Source organism: Streptococcus toyakuensis, assembly GCF_024346585.1.
GTDB classification, from domain to species: Bacteria; Bacillota; Bacilli; order Lactobacillales; family Streptococcaceae; genus Streptococcus; species Streptococcus toyakuensis.
In genome coordinates this window covers 244,796-262,424 of sequence record NZ_AP024523.1, presented here as the reverse complement: position 1 = coordinate 262,424, position 17,629 = coordinate 244,796, and the positions used below count along the sequence as shown (strand labels likewise).

14 protein-coding genes are annotated in these 17,629 nt (G+C 42.9%); 5 read left to right on the top strand and 9 right to left on the bottom strand.

Features of this window, described 5'->3' with window-relative positions; translation table 11 throughout:
• Positions 1-37: 37 nt before the first annotated feature.
• Entirely contained in the window at positions 38-1,456 is a 1,419-nt protein-coding gene (locus STYK_RS01355) for an NCS2 family permease (protein WP_000359256.1), read from the bottom strand.
• Positions 1,457-1,645: 189 nt separating this feature from the next.
• Here STYK_RS01355 and STYK_RS01350 point away from each other — a divergent pair, with 189 nt between their 5' ends.
• From STYK_RS01350 to STYK_RS01330, 5 genes are all read left to right on the top strand, one after another.
• Positions 1,646-2,458 carry a Cof-type HAD-IIB family hydrolase gene (locus STYK_RS01350; protein ID WP_261805099.1) on the top strand — a complete coding sequence of 271 codons (813 nt, stop codon included), beginning with the start codon at positions 1,646-1,648 and terminating at the stop codon, positions 2,456-2,458.
• Between the two features lie 330 nt (positions 2,459-2,788).
• Positions 2,789-3,808, top strand: a complete 1,020-nt coding sequence (gene adhP / locus STYK_RS01345; RefSeq protein ID WP_000649186.1) for an alcohol dehydrogenase AdhP — start codon at positions 2,789-2,791, stop codon at positions 3,806-3,808.
• Positions 3,809-4,042: 234 nt separating this feature from the next.
• Positions 4,043-5,032 (top strand): PTS sugar transporter subunit IIB, encoded by a 990-nt coding sequence (locus STYK_RS01340; protein WP_247953465.1) that lies wholly within the window; start codon positions 4,043-4,045, stop codon positions 5,030-5,032.
• A gap of 25 nt (positions 5,033-5,057) precedes the next feature.
• Complete coding sequence (locus STYK_RS01335) at positions 5,058-5,861, top strand: PTS mannose/fructose/sorbose transporter subunit IIC (RefSeq protein ID WP_000022716.1); 804 nt, start codon at positions 5,058-5,060, stop codon at positions 5,859-5,861.
• Positions 5,862-5,884: 23 nt separating this feature from the next.
• Positions 5,885-6,796, top strand: a complete 912-nt coding sequence (locus STYK_RS01330) for a PTS system mannose/fructose/sorbose family transporter subunit IID (RefSeq protein ID WP_000136865.1) — start codon at positions 5,885-5,887, stop codon at positions 6,794-6,796.
• Positions 6,797-6,850: 54 nt separating this feature from the next.
• Here STYK_RS01330 and pepC read toward each other — a convergent pair whose 3' ends face one another.
• The 8 genes from pepC to fusA all read right to left on the bottom strand — a co-directional run bounded on the left by pepC (position 6,851) and on the right by fusA (position 17,594).
• Complete coding sequence (gene pepC / locus STYK_RS01325) at positions 6,851-8,185, bottom strand: aminopeptidase C (RefSeq protein ID WP_261805098.1); 1,335 nt, start codon at positions 8,183-8,185, stop codon at positions 6,851-6,853.
• A gap of 111 nt (positions 8,186-8,296) precedes the next feature.
• A complete protein-coding gene (locus tag STYK_RS01320) occupies positions 8,297-9,019 on the bottom strand; it encodes a pseudouridine synthase (RefSeq protein ID WP_261805097.1) in 723 nt (240 codons plus the stop codon).
• A gap of 88 nt (positions 9,020-9,107) precedes the next feature.
• Positions 9,108-9,317, bottom strand: a complete 210-nt coding sequence (locus STYK_RS01315) for a hypothetical protein (protein WP_261805096.1) — start codon at positions 9,315-9,317, stop codon at positions 9,108-9,110.
• A 20-nt stretch (positions 9,318-9,337) separates the two neighbouring features.
• Positions 9,338-9,568: a GlsB/YeaQ/YmgE family stress response membrane protein gene (locus STYK_RS01310; RefSeq protein ID WP_049521020.1), complete on the bottom strand. Its 231-nt coding sequence runs from the start codon at positions 9,566-9,568 to the stop codon at positions 9,338-9,340.
• A gap of 9 nt (positions 9,569-9,577) precedes the next feature.
• On the bottom strand, positions 9,578-10,819 hold the full coding sequence (locus STYK_RS01305; protein ID WP_261805095.1) for an aminopeptidase: 1,242 nt from the start codon (positions 10,817-10,819) through the stop codon (positions 9,578-9,580).
• Positions 10,820-10,840: 21 nt separating this feature from the next.
• A complete protein-coding gene (locus tag STYK_RS01300) occupies positions 10,841-10,999 on the bottom strand; it encodes a hypothetical protein (RefSeq protein ID WP_261012977.1) in 159 nt (52 codons plus the stop codon).
• An 18-nt stretch (positions 11,000-11,017) separates the two neighbouring features.
• The gene (locus STYK_RS01295; protein ID WP_261805094.1) at positions 11,018-15,409 is read right to left on the bottom strand and encodes a PolC-type DNA polymerase III; all 4,392 of its coding nucleotides are present in this window, start codon (positions 15,407-15,409) and stop codon (positions 11,018-11,020) included.
• A 103-nt stretch (positions 15,410-15,512) separates the two neighbouring features.
• Positions 15,513-17,594, bottom strand: coding sequence for an elongation factor G (gene fusA / locus STYK_RS01290; RefSeq protein WP_000090348.1), 2,082 nt, complete (start codon positions 17,592-17,594; stop codon positions 15,513-15,515).
• Positions 17,595-17,629: the final 35 nt, after the last annotated feature.

The window sequence follows — 17,629 nt, the reverse complement described above, 5'->3', positions numbered from 1 at the left end:
TATTAAAAAAGGGGGAAAATCCCCCTGGGTTATCCTATTATAAGGCCATACTGATGTAGTTAAGGATAAACAAGGCATCCAAAATCCAAATCATGACATGAACATCTTTAGCTTGACCTTTAACAAGCTTAGTCAAAGTGTAAGTCAAGAAACCAACTGCAATCCCTTGAGTGATAGAGTAGCTGAATCCCATAAAGATAGATGTGAAGAAAGCAGGAACCGCTTCAGACATATCATCCCAATGGATATTTTTCAAGCTAGCCAACATCATAATCCCAACGATAATCAAGATTGGAGCTGTAGCGGCTGTTGGTACAATCGCTAGAAGTGGGCTAAAGAAGCTTGAGATCGCAAAACAGATTGCCACGACCAAGGCTGTCAAACCAGTACGTCCACCTGCACCGATACCAGCAGCAGACTCAACATAAGTCGTTACGTTTGAAGTACCTGCGATGGCACCAATTGAAGTACCAATTAAGTCAGAGTAAAGAGCCTTGTCCAACTTAGCTGATTGATGATTTTCACCATTTGTCGCTACGATACCAACTTTTTCACCTGTACCGATCAAGGTACCAATTGTGTCAAAAATATCTGTCAATGAGAAGGCGAGAATAGCCATCAGAGTTTCAGGCAAGCGAGCTGTATCTGAAATCAAAGCTCCCAAACCTTCTGAACCAAGAGCTGCACCAAAGACTGTCTTCAAATCTTCAAAGGCTGCACCAACATGGTTATTAGCAAAATCGATACTAGACAAATCTACCAAACCAACTGCGATAGCAAGAACAGTCGTTGTCAAGATAGAGAGGATAATTCCCCCTTTAATCCCTTTAATAACAAAGAAGATCGTAATGGCAAGTCCTGCAAGAGCCACCAAAACAGCTGGATTATTAAAGCTGACCAATCCTGGAACCGCTGACGCATTTGCTGTAATCGCTGCTTGAGCCTTGTCAGCCCCTTCTCCTGCAACCGTATAATTTCCTGGATCGATAGAGAATTTCAAAAGCCCAGCATTCTTAATTCCCACGTAGGCAAGGAAGACACCGATACCAGCTGAAATAGCTGAACGAAGGGCATTCGGAATCGATTCAATGATCATTTTACGAACATTTGTCAAGGTAATAATCAATGAGATAATTCCACAGATGAAGACCATAGCTAGGGCTTCTTGCCATGAATAACCAAGTCCGAATACAACTGTAAAGGTAAAGAAGGCATTGAGTCCCATACCTGGCGCTTGAGCATATGGCAAGTTAGCATAGAAGGCCATCATCAAGGTACCAGCAACTGCACCGATAATCGTTGCGAGGAACACACCCTGAGCAGGCATTCCTGTTTGCGAAAGAATTTGTGGGTTTACAAAGAGAATATAGCTCATTGCAAAGAAAGTTGTTAAACCAGCGAGAACCTCTGTACGAACGTCTGTACCGTTCTCTTTTAGTTTAAATAATTTGTCCATTATCAATCTCCTTTTAATTTTTACGAACAATAATAGAATTATATCATTTATCATTCACTTTTTCAATATCTTTGTTTGATTTATTTAAGAATTTGATGAAATTTCTTTTTTGGTTTCGAATCTGCTTTTCTGCCTGCTTTCTGCTATAATAGTAGACATCTTATCTGAAAAGACACTAGAAAGGTCCCTATGACGAAGAAAATTATTGCAGTTGACCTGGATGGAACCCTGCTCAACTCAGACAGTCAGATTTCTGACTTTACCAAAAAAACCATTAAAAAAGTTGCTGAAAAAGGCCATCAGGTTATTATCACGACAGGTCGCCCTTACCGCATGTCAAAAGATTTTTACCGTGAACTAGGCTTAGACACTCCTATGATTAACTTCAACGGCTCCCTCACTCATTTACCAGACCAAGTTTGGAACTTTGAAAAGTGTTTAACCGTAGACAAAAAATATCTGCTAGACATGGTTCAACGTTCAGAGGACATTCAAGCCGATTTTATCGCTGGAGAATATCGTAAAAAATTCTACATTACAAATCCTAATGAAAAAATTGCCAATCCTAAACTATTTGGTGTAGAAGCTTTCCAGCCTGAAGATCAATTCCAGCCTGAGTTAGTAACCAAGGATCCTAACTGTATTCTTTTACAGACCAGAGCCAGTGACAAATATGCCTTGGCAAAAGAAATGAACGCCTTCTACCAGCATCAACTGTCTATCAATACCTGGGGAGGTCCGCTCAATATCCTTGAATGTACCCCAAAAGGTGTCAATAAGGCCTTTGCTTTGGACTACTTGCTCAAGGTAATGAACCGCGATAAAAAGGATTTGATTGCCTTTGGAGACGAACACAATGATACCGAAATGCTCGCTTTTGCTGGGAAAGGTTATGCAATGAAAAATGCCAACCCAGAGCTACTCCCCTATGCAGATGAGCAAATTTTCTTGACAAATGACCAAGACGGGGTTGCCAAAACCCTGCAAGACTTATTCTTATAGTCCATACTGATACTCAATGAAAATCAAAGAGCAAACTAGGAAGCTAGCCGTAGGCAGTACTTGAGTACGGCAAGGCGAAGCTGACGTGGTTTGAATTTGATTTTCGAAGAGTATGACCAGCTTGCGGGCTGGTCTTTGTGTTCTTTTCACAATCTCATTAACCAGTTAATCGATTGTTCTACTTTTTGCATCCAAAACCTTGGAAAAGGCTTTCTTTTGTGATATACTTCACATATAAATACAAGAGAGCTCGTCACACTCGACTCTGTTGACACAAAATCAATCCAGTCCTGTTTCTCCTGCTCTCAGTTAATATCAAGGAGGATAGCTATGAAAGCTGTTGTTGTAAATCCAGAAAGCACTGGTGTTGCTGTTGAAGAAAAAGTACTCCGTCCACTTGAAACTGGGGAAGCACTTGTAGAAATTGAATACTGTGGTGTTTGCCACACTGACCTCCACGTTGCCCATGGTGACTTTGGCCAAGTACCAGGCCGTGTTCTAGGACATGAAGGTGTTGGTATCGTTAAGGAAATTGCCCCAGATGTAAAAAGCCTTAAAGTCGGCGACCGCGTCAGCGTTGCTTGGTTCTTTGAAGGATGTGGCACTTGCGAATACTGTACAACTGGTCGCGAGACCCTTTGCCGTACAGTGAAAAATGCTGGCTACTCAGTAGATGGTGGTATGGCTGAACAATGTATCGTAACTGCAGACTATGCTGTCAAAGTTCCTGACGGACTTGATCCAGCCCAAGCCTCTTCTATCACATGTGCTGGTGTAACAACCTATAAAGCTATTAAAGAAGCAAAAGTTGAACCAGGCCAATGGGTTGTTCTTTACGGTGCTGGTGGACTTGGTAACCTAGCTGTTCAATATGCTAAAAAAGTATTCAATGCTCATGTCATCGCAGTTGATATCAATAACGACAAACTTGCCCTTGCAAAAGAAGTAGGTGCTGACATTGTGATTAACGGCCTCGAAGTTGAAGATGTACCTGGACTCATCAAGGAAAAAACTGATGGTGGAGCTCATTCAGCTGTCGTAACTGCTGTATCTAAAGTTGCCTTCAATCAGGCTGTTGACTCAGTTCGTGCCGGTGGTCGCGTAGTCGCTGTTGGTCTTCCTTCTGAAATGATGGAACTCAGCATCGTAAAAACCGTTCTAGATGGAATCCAAGTCATCGGTTCTCTTGTTGGAACTCGTAAAGACTTGGAAGAAGCCTTCCAATTCGGTGCAGAAGGTTTGGTAGTTCCAGTTGTTCAAAAACGCCCAGTCGAAGATGCCGTAGCCATTTTCGACGAAATGGAAAAAGGTCAAATCCAAGGACGTATGGTACTCGACTTCACCCACTAATCTAATAAAAACCTATTTTAAAAGTTGGAATGCGCTTCCAACTTTTTTATATTAAATTTTTTAATAAGGATTCAAAAAAACTTCTCTAAAACTCAATATATCAATATTTTCAGATGTAATCTTTTTAATTATTTTATGATAAATAGTTGATTTTTAGATGAAAACGGTTTATACTTAAAAAGTCTTAAAGTTTTCTTAAACGAAAACTAAAACAAAAAAGGAGGAATGACAATAATGAGTATCGGAATCATTATTGCGAGCCACGGCGAATTTGCTGCGGGTATTCATCAGTCAGGATCTATGATCTTTGGTGAACAAGAAAAGGTTCAAGTTGTAACCTTTATGCCAAATGAAGGTCCTGATGATCTATACGCTAAGTTTAATAACGCTGTTGCTGCATTTGACGCAGAAGATGAGGTTCTAGTTTTGGCTGACCTTTGGAGTGGATCTCCATTTAACCAAGCTAGCCGCGTGATGGGAGAAAATCCTGAGCGTAAGTTTGCCATCATCACAGGACTTAACTTACCGATGTTAATCCAAGCCTACACAGAGCGCCTGATGGACGCTACTGCAGGTGTAGAAAAAGTCGCTGCTAATATCATTAAAGAAGCCAGAGATGGCATCAAGGCTCTTCCAGAAGAGCTCAACCCAGTTGAGGAAGTAGCAAGCGCTGCAGCTGCTCCAGTTGCCCAAGCTGCTATTCCAGAAGGAACTGTCATCGGAGACGGTAAACTCAAAATCAACCTTGCCCGTCTAGACACTCGTTTACTTCACGGTCAGGTTGCAACTGCTTGGACTCCAGATTCAAAAGCAGACCGTATCATCGTTGCTTCAGATAACGTAGCTAAAGACGAATTACGTAAAGAATTGATTAAACAAGCAGCTCCAGGTAAAGTGAAAGCAAACGTTGTTCCTATCCAAAAACTAATCGACGTTGCAAAAGACCCTCGCTTCGGAGAAACACATGCCCTTATCTTGTTTGAAACACCTCAAGATGCCCTTCGTGCTATCGAAGGTGGCGTGCCAATCAAAACTCTTAATGTTGGATCAATGGCTCACTCAACTGGTAAAACAATGGTTAACAACGTTTTGTCTATGGATAAAGAAGACGTTGCTACATTTGAAAAAATGCGTGACCTTGGTGTTGAATTTGATGTACGTAAAGTACCAAACGACACGAAAAAAGATTTGTTTGACTTGATCAACAAAGCAAACGTGCAATAATCGATTTTATGAAAGGATTTTAAAGATGTCTATTATTTCTATGGTTTTAGTAGTCGTTGTAGCCTTCCTAGCAGGTCTTGAAGGTATCCTCGACCAGTTCCAATTCCATCAACCAATCGTAGCTTGTACCCTTATCGGTCTTGTTACTGGTAACCTTGAAGCAGGGATTATCCTTGGTGGTTCTCTTCAAATGATCGCCCTTGGTTGGGCTAACATCGGAGCTGCCGTAGCTCCTGACGCTGCTCTTGCTTCTGTTGCTGCTGCCATTATCATGGTTCTTGGTGGCGACTTTACTAAGACAGGTATCGGTGTTGCCCAAGCGGTTGCTATCCCTCTTGCAGTTGCTGGTCTATTCTTGACTATGATTGTCCGTACACTCTCTGTCGGATTGGTTCACACTGCTGATGCTTCTGCTAAAAAAGGTGACTTCAAAGCAGTTGAACGTGCTCACTTTGTCGCACTTCTTCTTCAAGGTCTTCGTATTGCAGTCCCAGCAGCACTCCTTCTAATGGTACCAACTGAAACAGTACAAAGCATTCTAAATGCTATGCCTGATTGGCTCAAAGATGGTATGGCTATCGGTGGTGGTATGGTCGTTGCCGTTGGTTACGCTATGGTTATCAACATGATGGCAACTCGTGAAGTATGGCCATTCTTCGCTATCGGTTTCGTGCTTGCTGCCGTGTCAGATATTACTCTAATCGGATTTGGTGCTATCGGTGTTGCTATCGCTCTTATCTACCTTCACCTTTCTAAAACTGGTGGAAATGGTGGCGGAGGAGCCGCAACTTCTAACGACCCAATCGGCGATATCCTAGAAGACTACTAAGATAAGAAAGGACTGAAAACATCATGACTGAAAAACTTCAATTAACTAAATCAGATCGTAAAAAAGTTTGGTGGCGTTCAACTTTCTTACAAGGTTCTTGGAACTATGAACGTATGCAAAACTTGGGTTGGGCTTACTCATTAATTCCAGCTCTTAAAAAACTCTACACTAAGAAAGAAGATCAAATCGCTGCTCTTGAACGCCATCTTGAGTTCTTCAACACTCACCCATACGTAGCCGCTCCAATCATGGGGGTTACTCTTGCACTTGAAGAAGAACGTGCTAACGGTGTTGAAATCGATGACGCTGCTATCCAAGGGGTTAAAATCGGTATGATGGGGCCTCTTGCTGGTATCGGTGACCCAGTATTCTGGTTTACAGTACGCCCAATCCTTGGATCACTCGGTGCTTCACTTGCCCTTACTGGTAATATCTTAGGTCCAATCCTCTTCTTCGTTCTTTGGAACTTGATTCGTATGTCATTCTTGTGGTATACACAAGAGATTGGATACAAGGCTGGATCAGAAATCACTAAAGACATGTCTGGCGGTATCCTCCAAGACATCACTAAAGGTGCTTCTATCCTTGGTATGTTCATTCTTGCTGTCCTTGTTCAACGTTGGGTAAATATTAAATTTGCTTTCGATGTTGCCAAAGTTCAACTAGATGAAAAGGCTTATATCCATTGGGATAAATTGCCAGAAGGATCTAAAGGTATCCAAGAAGCATTCGCACAAGTAGGACAAGGATTATCTCAAACATCTGAAAAAGTTACTACTTTCCAACAAAACTTGGATATGTTGATTCCTGGACTATCAGGACTACTCCTTACTTTCCTTTGCATGTACTTGCTTAAGAAAAAAGTATCTCCAATCACTATTATCCTTGCACTCTTCGCAGTGGGTATTGTGGCACATGTTCTTCACATCATGTAATCAAGCAACTTAAAAGGAACCAGGTTCTAAACCTGATTCCTTTTTTCTATGCTTTTATTCAGCCAAGGCTCCCATTGGATCCCACGGTGCAAGAACTATTGGTTCTGCTTCGTAAGCAGCTTGTTCTTCGGTTGTTAACAATTCTTTACGGACAACGATTTGGTAAGTGTATTCGTCCATCCAAGCGTCTGAGGCAACAAAGTAACCATCTGTACCGACCTTGTCTCCCCATGAGTTTTCAACCTTCCACTTGATTGATTTGCCATTTTCGTCCAAATCAACACCTGTCAAGACCATAGCGTGGGTCATCAAGCTCTCACTGTAGTCCAAACGTCCAGCCTTGTCTTGAGTGAGTTGAATATCCATGCTTGATTCAAAGTCATAAACATCTGTCGCAAGGATTCCAGCTTTACGGTTGCTGAGCTGACCAACATCAGAACCAAACCAAACAGTCTCACCTGCTTGCATTTGAGCAATCGCCAATTCTTTCAAGCGCTCCATTGGAACGTTGATGTAACGAACCGCACGGCTACCAACCACATTTCCCAACATCTCAACTGTGTAAGATTTGCCGTAAGGCTTGTCAGCAGTTGGAGCATTGATAACAGAAACGTAATCTTCTAGAGGAAGATTGACATATTTCTTGTAAAATTCTTGTGGTGTAATGCCCTTTTCACTTTGGTAGTTGTTATCCTTATCGCGATAAGCAAAGTCAAATTTACGTGGCGGAAGACCCAATGACATAGCAAGAAAGTTAAAGATTTCTTGCAAGAGGTCTTCTTTCTTAGCTTGAACAGTCGCTTGATCTGCACCAGAAACAAGCAAGTCACGCAAGATTTGAGCATCTTGACGAAGTAATTTATTAAGGATTGCATTTAGTTCACGGCTGCTGCTAGATGAAACAGACTCAGGGTAAACTGACTTAGGCACGACACCGTATTTCTCAAAGAGAGAAACGACCATATCCCACTGACCACCGTCTTGTTGTGGTGTTTGAAGTAGGAATTTAACCTTACGACTCGTCAAGTCTTGGTCTGCAGTCGCAATGACTTGCTCCAAGAACCAGTTGGATTTCTCATACTTGTCCCAGAAGAAGGTGTGGGCCTGTGATAACTCAAAATTTTCCAGTTTGTATTGTGAGATGAGCTTGTGGCGGAAGGTGTTGAGAGCTGCAAACATCCAGCAACGACCAGACGCTTTCTGGTTGGTTACCTTGTCCTTGGTCAAATCCAATGAGAAAACAGGTGTATTATCTACATGGCTTTGGCGACGTTCTAGAGCTGCAAAAATTCCGTTGTGGCTGGCAGCATTTTCAATCGCTTGGTATTTTACATTTGCTTCATAATTGGCAAATAGTTTATCAGTAAATGATTCTTGAATCGCGTTCATAGATTCCTCCTTTTATTCTACAGTCTATTATAACTCTTTTCACAAAGGAAGCAACTGAAAAACATAAAAGGCAAGGACATTCTCCCTCGCCTTTTTCGAATATAAATCCAATTAAGCAATACTTGCAAGGAGAACCTCTAATTCTTCCTTGGTCAAGCGACGCCATTCTCCTCGCTGCAAGTTCTCATCTAAAACTAAAGTTCCCATAGTCAAACGTTGCAAGTCTACTACTTCCTTGCCGCAATAGGCAACCATTCGTTTGACCTGATGAAACTTCCCTTCTGCAATGGTCACACGGATTTGGCTTTGAATTTTTTCTGTATCTATGGACACAATCTCCAGTTTAGCAGGCCGACAAGTAAAGTCTTTAAGAGGAATTCCCTTAGCAAATATCTCCACATCTTCTTGGGTCATGATTCCCTTGACTTGTGCCTGATACGTCTTGTCAACATGACGCTTAGGTGAAAGAAGAGCATGGGCCAGCTGACCATCATTGGTCAAGAGCAAAAGACCATGCGTGTCAATATCCAAGCGTCCTACTGGGAAAACTTCCTTGCTCCGAGCCAAGTCATCCAACAAGTCCAGAACGGTTCTGTGCTTAGGATCCTCAGTCGCTGAGATGACTCCTTTGGGCTTGTTCATCATGTAGTAGACAAACTCTTCATACTCCAACACTTGCCCATCAAAGATAATCTCATCTCTTTCTTCATCAATCTGCAATTTAGCTGATTTCTCTTTTTTACCATTTACCGTCACTCGCCCAGCCTTGAGCATGTTTTTGACCTCAGTCCGGCTCCCCACAGCGCAGGCAACTAAAAATTTATCCAATCTCATAGAACTATTATATCATATCAAAAGGAGGCTGTCTCAATGACCAACCTCCTTTTCATTTCATACTCTTCAAAAATCTCTTCAAACCGCGTCAACGTCGCCTTGCCGTATATATATATATGTAACTGACTTCGTCAGTCTTATCTACTACCTCAAAACGGTGTTTTGAGCTGACTTCGTCAGTTCTATCCACAACCTCAAAACAGTGTTTTGAGCTGACTTCGTCAGTTTCATCTACAACCTCAAAGCAGTGCTTTGAGAAACCTGCGGCTAGTTTCCTAGTTTGCTCTTTGATTTTCATTGAGTATCAGATTTAAGAAATTAACTTCCTCGTCTCCAGAAAATCGCTAAAACAATCATGGAACCTAGTACTGCCGGAATAATGGCGGTTCCTGCCATTATCGGTCCCCAAGTCCCAAAAAGCAAATGGCCTATAAAGGCACCAATCCAGCCTAGAAACATTTTTCCAAAACATCCCATTCGCTCTCCACGATTGGTCAGAGTGCCTGCTAAAAATCCCACTAGGAGGCCAACGAACATACTTCCTAACATATTATCTCCTTAATTTGCCCAATCTCCGTTACGGAAGAGTGGTACACGTGTCCCATCCTCACGGATACCATCGATATTCATTTGGTTAGAACCAATCATAAAGTCTACGTGAACATCTGAACGGTTAAGCCCTGCAGCTTCAAGCTCCTCTTCGCTCATCTCCGCTCCACCAACTACGCTAGTCGCATAGGCTGCACCGATAGCCAAGTGGTTTGACGCATTCTCATCGAAAAGGGTGTTAAAGAAGGTAATGCCTGACTGAGAAATTGGGCTTGGATCTGGTACCAAGGCACATTCACCTAAGGCACGCGCCCCCGTATTTTCAAAGACAAGGTCTTTCATGACCTGATCACCCTTCTCAGCAGTGATATCTACGATTTGTCCATCCTTAAAGGTTACCTTAATACCTTCAATGATATTTCCGTTATAGCTAAGCGGTTTTGTAGAAGTGACATAACCATCTGCGCGACGGAAGTCAGGCGCTGTGAAGACTTCCTCTGTCGGCATATTTGGCAAGAATCCTTCGCCCTGCGCATTAATAGCGCCAGCTGATTCCCAAACGTGGTTCTTTGGCAAACCAAGTGTCAAATCTGTCCCTGGCGCTGTGTAGTGAAGGGCTGAAAATTGCTCTTTATTAAGCATATCGGCCTTGCTCTTGAGGATAGCTGCATGCTCTTCCCAAGCCTTAACAGGATCTGCTTCGTAGACACGACAAGTTTTGAAGATTTGGTCCCAAAGTAGATCAACTGCTTCTTCATCGCTCGCAGCATTTGGAAAGACTTTCTTAGCCCACTCAAGTCCAGCAGCGGCTGCTACAGTCCAACTAACCTTGTTAGATTGAGTTGCGATTCGCATTGGCTTCATGGCAAGTCCCATAGCTTTAGCAGAAGCTGAAAGCTTATCAGCGTCCACTCCGTTCAAGGCACCTGGATCAGATGAACGAACCCCAAGACGGCTAGCTTTGTTCTCCAAAAGATAGTTCATCTCAGCAATCTTGTATTCTGGCACATTGTCCAAACGCTCCATCGGCGCATGGAGGAATTTCTCACGATTAATGACATCATCTGTCCACTGAACGATAACCTCATGCGCACCCAAAGCGTAAGCTTCTTTGACGATTAAGTGAGCCAACTCACGTTGCTCCACATCGATAGAAAGAGCCAAAGTGTGACCAGGTTGCACATTGATTCCATTTGCAGCCAACAATTTCGCATATTTTTCTAGATTTTCTTTAAAATTTGGTAAAACCATGTAATTTTCTCTTTTCTATTTTTATTTTTCTTTTTCTTTCAAAGCAGAGAATAATCCTGCTAAAGCAATAGCACCTGACAAGAGTGCTGTTGATAGAAGAATTGTTTGATCAGCAAGTTCCAATTGATACTCAAACACCTTCTCAGCCGGCTTATCTTCCGCAAAAATTCTTAGTTTCATCTTTTTTCCTCCAAGACCTTAAAACAACTCATCAAACAAACTCAACTGATTATCCTCTGGCATATTGCCCAGAATCCCCATTTCATCCATCTTTTCAACCAAGGTTGATGAGAGCCCACCACGCTTGCGTAGTTCTGTTTTAGAGAGGAATTCTCCCTCTTCACGCGCTCGCACCAATTGCTTGGCAACGTTCTCTCCCAGACCATCCATAGCAACAAATGGTGGAATCAGTGTATCTCCGTCAATGATGAATTCAGTCGCATCACTACGGTAAAGGTCTAACTTCCCAAACTTGAAACCACGTTCCCACATTTCATTAACAATCTCAAGAGTTGTATAGAGGTCAATCTCCACATTAGAGGCTTCATTGTTCTTCCTTTTTTCAGAGATTTCTTCCATTCTGCGTTTGATGGCATCCAAGCCCGCACCCATGGTCTTGATATCAAAAGCCTTAGCACGGATGGAGAAGTAAGCACAGTAATAATAAATGGGATGGTGAACCTTGAAGTAAGCTACACGCAAGGCCATCATAACGTAGGCTGCCGCATGGGCTTTAGGGAACATGTACTTAATTTTCCCACAGGACTCGATATACCACTCTGGTACCTTATTGGCCTTCATAGCTTCGATATAGCCATTTCTCTCTTCTTCAGAAATCTTCAGCCACAAGCCCTTACGCACCCGTTCCATGATGGTAAAGGCCATCTTAGGTTCGAGACCCGCATGCATAAGGTAAACCATGATGTCATCCCGACAACCGATAACAGTCGATAGGTCAGCAATCCCTTGTTTAATCAGATCCTGGGCATTTCCCAACCAGACATCAGTACCGTGAGACAATCCAGATAACTGTAGCAACTCCGCAAAGGTCGTCGGATGCGTCTCGTCTACCATCCCACGTACAAAGTTGGTCCCAAACTCTGGAATTCCCAGCATGCCCGTTGGCGTTCCGATTTGTTCAGGAGTCACCCCTAGCACATCAGTCCCAGAAAAGAGGGCCATTACACCTTCGTCATCCATAGGGATTTCATTAGGGTCAATCCCAGACAAGTCCTGCAATTTCCTAATCATGGTCGGATCATCATGTCCCAGTACATCAAGTTTAAGAACGTTCTCATCGATATCGTGGAAGTTAAAGTGAGTCGTTTGCCATTCAGCCGTCACGTCATCTGCTGGATACTGGACAGGCGTAAAGTCGTAAACATCCATGTAGTTAGGAATAACAACGATTCCCCCGGGGTGTTGTCCTGTTGTCCGCTTGACACCGGCAGCGCCTTGAGCAAGACGTTCCACCTCTGCATCACGATAAAACTTCCCATAATCTCGCTCGTAACCCTTGACAAAGCCATAGGCAGTCTTGGCAGCCACCGTACCAACCGTTCCTGCACGGAAGGCATATTCCTCACCAAAGATATCACGCACATCCAAGTGGGCGCTAGGCTGGTCTTCTCCCGAGAAGTTCAAGTCAATATCAGGAACCTTATCCCCATCAAAACCAAGGAAGGTCTCGAAAGGAATATCCTGTCCGTTTTTGCTGAGTTTATGACCACAGTTTGGACAGTCCTTATTGGGCATATCAAATCCTGAACCGTACGAACCATCTGTGATAAATTCACTGTACTGACACTGACCACAGACATAGTGAGGAGAAAGAGGATTGACCTCTGTAATCCCAATCATGGTCGCAACGAAACTAGATCCGACAGACCCACGAGAACCAACCAAGTAACCCCGTTCATTGGAACGTTGCACCAGCATCTGCGATGCCAGATAAATCACGGCAAATCCATTCCCCAGAATAGAGGTTAATTCTTTTTCAATCCGCAAATCAACGATATCTGGCAGCGGATTTCCATAAATCTCAAAAGCTTTCTTATAGGTCAACTCGGCAACTGTTTCTTCAGCCTTGTCGATAAAAGGCGTATACAAGTCCCCCTTAACTACCTCAACAGGCTCAAAGATTTCTACCAAGGCATTGGTGTTTTCAATAACCAATTTGCGAGCTAGTTCCTCTCCCAAGAAGGCAAATTCATCCAACATCTCATTGGTTGTTCGAAAATGAGCCTTCGGAAGAGGAGCTGGTTGGGCATGTTCCCCATGACCGATAGTTCGGTTAATCATAGCTCCTTGTCCCAAACTACGGACAATAATTTCACGGTAAATTTCTTCTTCTGGTTCGATATAGTGGACATTCCCCGTAGCCAGAACAGGCTTACCAAGACGGTCTCCCACCTCTATCAAACTCTTGATAATGGTCTGGAGTTCCTCCATATCCTTGACCTGCTCCTTGGCAATCAAGGGAGCATAGATAGCTGGTGGCATAACCTCAATAAAGTCATAATACTTGGCCACCTCAACCGCCGCATCCACACCTTGAGAAACGACCGCATCAAAAACTTCGCCTTCTGCACAGGCTGATCCTAAAATCAAGCCCTCCCGATGGGCATCTAGAACCGTTCTCGGAATCCGTGGTGCCCCTTCAAAGTACTTGGTATTAGACAAGGAAACCAGCTTAAAGATATTTTTTAGCCCTACCTGATTCTTGACATAAATGGTCGCATGCTTGATTCGAGCTTTTTTATAAGAGTCTGGACTAATCAAATCAATGTTTAGTCTAGCCAAGTCTGTCACACCATGTTTTTCTGCCACCTCTTTGATAAAGATGAAAAGCAGACGACCAGTCGCTTCCGCATCGTAGTTGGCCATGTGGTGATGTTCCAAAGCCACACCAAAACGCTTGGTCAAAGGCCCCAAACCATGACGTTTATACTCAGGATAGAGGTTTCTAGCAAACTCCAGCGTATCAATCACTGGCTGGCTAATTTTAGGAAGACCATGACGCTCATAGTTGGCATTCATAAAGCCAACGTCAAAGGTCGCATTGTGGGCGACTAGGACAGTATCCTGGCAAAATTCTTGGAATTCTTGCAAAACTTGTTCCAGTGGTTTAGCATTTTTTACATGATCATCTGTAATTCCGGTCAATTCAGTAGTAAAAGCTGACAAGGGATGCCCAGGATTGATAAATTCATCAAATTCAGCAATAACATTCCCCTTGTACATCTTAGAGGCCGCAACCTGAATCAAATCATTATAGATAGCTGAAAGTCCCGTCGTTTCCACGTCAAAAACCACATAGGTCGCTTCTGATAAGTCCATTTCCACTTCGTTATAAACGATAGGAACACGATCCTCCACGATATTGGCTTCCATTCCATAAATCAGCTGAATTCCCGCTTTTTTGGCCGCCTTATAGCCGTGTGGGAAGGACTGGACATTCCCGTGGTCCGTGATGGCAACAGCCTTGTGTCCCCACTTAGCAGCTGTCGCAACGATTTCTTCAACCTCTGGCAGAGCATCCATGGTCGACATGTTAGTATGAGCATGAAACTCAACCCGGCGCTCACCTTCTGGCATCAAATCCTTCCGCTCATAGTGAACAACCTCCTGCACATCCTGCACGTTCATTGTCAAATCGCGTGTGAAGTTATTCATCTCCACATTTCCACGCACTCGTAGCCAAGAATTTTTCTTGATTAGATCAAATTTCTGAGCCTCTTCCTCATTTTTAACCCACTTTTGCATAGAAAAACTTGAAGTATAGTCGGTCATTTTAAAGTTGATCAAAACGCGCCCTGTTCTGGTCACTTTTTGCTCCACATCAAAAACAACCCCTTCAAATACCAAACGATTTTCTTCCGTCGTCACTTCGATCATAGGAGTAATCTCTGCCTTATCTAGCTTCGGTTTAGCTACAGCTTTTTTCGTTTGAAAATCAAAGGCTGGTTTCTCTTCCGCTGGAGGAGGTGCCATCTGTTCCAGTTGCTCCATAGCACGGAGCGCTTCCTCATTGGCAGCTTGAACAATCTGCTCATTTTCCGCATGAAAGGCATCTTCCTGCTCTTGGGTCAGCACATCATTCTTCTCGACTTGACAATTAAAAGTTGGAAAACCAAACTTTTCAAGTTGTTTAGCTAAATTAGGAAGATGATTCTTCTTAAAATGTTCCTTATCAATAGCCTCAGAGCCTTCAATAAAGAGCTGACTTCCTTCCGCACGAACTTGTAAATTTTGATAAAGGGACTTAAAACCTTGACTAGCACATGGGCCTTCAGAGAAAGCCTCTCTATAGTAGGACTGCAAGAGTTGATTTGAAAATTCTTGAGACAGAGCCTTGATTTCGAAAATAGCTTTATTGCCTGTCTTAGAAAATTCTTCCCTCAAACCTTTCTTTAATTCTAAAAAGATTTCAATCGGTAAAATATTAGAAAATACGAAATGAAACTCCCATACCTTACTAATTTTATGAACCACAACTCGCTCAATATCAGCCTGTGCTAAAACAGGAGCCTGTCTCATTTCAGCAGGTATCCCCAATTGATTCATCAAAATTTCAAAACTATTTGACATTCATTTTCCTCACATTATTCTCCTACTATTTTACCATACTTAGAGGTGTTTTCTAAAGACAAAAGGAAGCCACTATGTGACTTCCTTCTAGAGTGAGGACTGATTAGTCTTCACCTTTGTTTTTCTTAATGATTTCTTCTTGTACTGACTTAGGTACATCTTCGTAGTGGTCAAATACCATCATGAATGTACCACGTCCTTGAGATGCAGAACGAAGAACTGTTGCGTAACCGAACATTTCAGCGAGTGGAACGTAAGCACGAACGATTTGGCTGTTACCATGTGCTTCCATACCATCTACACGTCCACGACGAGCAGTTACGTGCCCCATAACATCACCAAGGTTTTCTTCTGGAACAGTGATTGTTACAAGCATCATTGGCTCAAGGATAGCTGGTTGTGCTGATTTAGCAGCTTCTTTAAGAGCAAGTGAAGCCGCGATCTTGAAGGCAGTTTCAGATGAGTCGACATCGTGGTATGAACCATCGTAAAGCTTAGCTTTAACGTCAACCATTGGGTAACCTGCAAGAACACCGTTAGCCATAGATTCTACCAAACCTTTTTCAACCGCTGGGATAAATTCACGAGGAACCACACCACCGACGATTGCGTTTTCAAATTCGAATCCTTTACCTTCTTCGTTTGGAGTAAATTCAATCCATACATCACCGAATTGACCTTTACCACCAGACTGACGTTTGAAGAATCCACGTGCTTGAGTAGAAGCGCGGAATGTTTCACGGTAAGATACTTGAGGAGCACCTACGTTCGCTTCAACTTTGAACTCACGACGCATACGGTCAACAAGGACGTCAAGGTGAAGCTCACCCATACCAGAGATAACTGTTTCACCAGTTTCAACGTTTGTTTCAACGCGGAATGTTGGATCTTCTTCAGCCAATTTTTGAAGGGCAATACCCATCTTATCTTGGTCAGCTTTAGATTTTGGTTCAACCATCAATTGGATAACTGGTTCTGGAACGTTGATTGACTCAAGGATGATTTTAGCTTTTTCATCTGTCAATGAGTCACCAGTTGTAGTATCTTTCAAACCAACGGCAGCAGCGATATCACCTGAGTAAACAGTGTCAATTTCTTGACGGCTGTTAGCGTGCATTTGAAGGATACGTCCGATACGTTCACGTTTACCTTTAGAAGTGTTCAATACGTATGAACCTGATTGAAGAACACCTGAGTAAACACGGAAGAATGTCAAACGACCTACGAATGGGTCAGTCATGATCTTGAAGGCAAGAGCTGCAAATGGCTCTTCGTCAGATGCTGGACGAGTTTCTTCTTCGTCTGTATCTGGGTTAATACCTTTGATTGCTGGGATGTCAAGCGGGCTTGGAAGGTAGTCAATAACCGCATCAAGCATCAATTGAACACCTTTGTTCTTGAAGGCTGAACCACACAATACTGGGAAGAATTCAACGTTGATAGTCGCTTTACGGATACCAGCTTTCAATTCTTCGTTAGTGATTTCTTCACCTTCGAGGTATTTCATCATCAATTCTTCGTCAGTTTCAGCAACTGCTTCGATCAATTTTTCACGGTATTCTTGAGCTTGGTCAAGGTATTCAGCTGGGATGTCTTCTTCAAGGATATCTGTACCAAGGTCGTTAGTATAGATTTCAGCTTTCATCTTGATCAAGTCGATGATACCACGGAAGTCATCTTCAGAACCGATTGGCAATTGGATTGGGTGTGCATTTGCTTGAAGACGATCGTGAAGTGTGCTTACAGAGTAAAGGAAGTCAGCACCGATTTTGTCCATTTTGTTGGCAAATACGATACGTGGAACTCCATACTCAGTTGCTTGACGCCAAACTGTTTCAGTTTGAGGCTCAACACCTGATTGTGAGTCAAGAACGGTAACCGCACCATCCAATACACGAAGAGAACGTTGTACTTCGATTGTAAAGTCCACGTGTCCTGGTGTGTCGATAATGTTTACGCGGTGATTGTTCCATTGAGCTGTTGTCGCAGCAGATGTGATAGTGATACCACGCTCTTGCTCTTGCTCCATCCAGTCCATTTGTGACGCACCTTCGTGAGTTTCACCGATTTTGTGGATTTTACCAGTGTAGTAAAGAATACGCTCAGTAGTTGTTGTTTTACCAGCATCGACGTGAGCCATGATACCGATATTACGAGTTTTTTCAAGTGAAAATTCGCGTGCCATGAGGTTTGTTTCTCCTATTTATTTTTGATTTCTAT

Coding starts and splice junctions, on each gene's coding strand:
- STYK_RS01355 (WP_000359256.1), bottom strand. CDS start 1,456: ATGGACAAATTATTTAAACTAAAAGAGAACGGTACAGACGTTCGTACA.
- STYK_RS01350 (WP_261805099.1), top strand. CDS start 1,646: ATGACGAAGAAAATTATTGCAGTTGACCTGGATGGAACCCTGCTCAAC.
- adhP (WP_000649186.1), top strand. CDS start 2,789: ATGAAAGCTGTTGTTGTAAATCCAGAAAGCACTGGTGTTGCTGTTGAA.
- STYK_RS01340 (WP_247953465.1), top strand. CDS start 4,043: ATGAGTATCGGAATCATTATTGCGAGCCACGGCGAATTTGCTGCGGGT.
- STYK_RS01335 (WP_000022716.1), top strand. CDS start 5,058: ATGTCTATTATTTCTATGGTTTTAGTAGTCGTTGTAGCCTTCCTAGCA.
- STYK_RS01330 (WP_000136865.1), top strand. CDS start 5,885: ATGACTGAAAAACTTCAATTAACTAAATCAGATCGTAAAAAAGTTTGG.
- pepC (WP_261805098.1), bottom strand. CDS start 8,185: ATGAACGCGATTCAAGAATCATTTACTGATAAACTATTTGCCAATTAT.
- STYK_RS01320 (WP_261805097.1), bottom strand. CDS start 9,019: ATGAGATTGGATAAATTTTTAGTTGCCTGCGCTGTGGGGAGCCGGACT.
- STYK_RS01315 (WP_261805096.1), bottom strand. CDS start 9,317: ATGAAAATCAAAGAGCAAACTAGGAAACTAGCCGCAGGTTTCTCAAAG.
- STYK_RS01310 (WP_049521020.1), bottom strand. CDS start 9,568: ATGTTAGGAAGTATGTTCGTTGGCCTCCTAGTGGGATTTTTAGCAGGC.
- STYK_RS01305 (WP_261805095.1), bottom strand. CDS start 10,819: ATGGTTTTACCAAATTTTAAAGAAAATCTAGAAAAATATGCGAAATTG.
- STYK_RS01300 (WP_261012977.1), bottom strand. CDS start 10,999: ATGAAACTAAGAATTTTTGCGGAAGATAAGCCGGCTGAGAAGGTGTTT.
- STYK_RS01295 (WP_261805094.1), bottom strand. CDS start 15,409: ATGTCAAATAGTTTTGAAATTTTGATGAATCAATTGGGGATACCTGCT.
- fusA (WP_000090348.1), bottom strand. CDS start 17,594: ATGGCACGCGAATTTTCACTTGAAAAAACTCGTAATATCGGTATCATG.